This window comes from Actinotalea ferrariae CF5-4 (assembly GCF_000603945.1).
Taxonomy (GTDB): Bacteria; Actinomycetota; Actinomycetes; order Actinomycetales; family Cellulomonadaceae; genus Actinotalea; species Actinotalea ferrariae.
This window is the reverse complement of sequence record NZ_AXCW01000561.1, coordinates 1-659: the sequence shown is the minus strand read 5'-3', so window position 1 is coordinate 659 and position 659 is coordinate 1. Positions and strand designations below refer to the sequence as shown.

General features: G+C 73.6%; 1 protein-coding gene. It reads right to left on the bottom strand.

The window, feature by feature from the left end:
* On the bottom strand, positions 1-587 hold a 587-nt coding region (locus N866_RS19305; protein ID WP_162177354.1), incomplete at its 3' end, for a transposase.
* Positions 588-659: the final 72 nt, after the last annotated feature.

Below are 659 nucleotides of genomic sequence, written 5' to 3'. Positions count from 1 at the left end.
CTGGTCGACCACGGTCGTGCCGAGCCGACGACGTGGAACGCGTCCAGGACCGCGACCGCGTCCGGGAGCTCGTCACGGATCGCGTTGGCGTAGCCGCGGAACGGGTCCAGCGCGGCGTGCTCGACGGTCGCGGTGAACGCCTCGGACTGGGCGGCCAGCCACCGGGAGTAGGCGGTCCCGGACCGGCCCGGGACCACGTCCAGCAGCCGCGCCCGGACGTTCCCGTGCTGGTCACGGGTCAGGTCGACCATCGAGGTCACCGCCCGGTCCCCGCCGTGGTGGGAGGGCTTCCAGATGTGCTCGTCCACTCCCAGGGTGACCACCCCCTCCAGCCGGCCTGGATCGGCCAGACGCCGGATCGCCTCGGCCTCGATCGCGTCCCAGCAGGTGTGCCAGTCCACCCCCAGATGCCGCGCCAGCGCCGCGACGGTGGTGTCGTCATGGGCCAGCGCGTCAGTCGCCCAGGTGATCGCCCGGGTCGTGAGCTTCGCCCGCGGCGCGATCAGGTCGTGGGACTCGGAGAACGTCCCGACCGGGCACCCGGGGTCCGGGCAGCGCCAGACCCGCTTGCGCCACCTGATCAGCACCGACGTGCCGAACGCGGGCGCGTCATGCGCGCGGTGGACCCGACGCCCGTGACCGACCGCGACCACCCCACA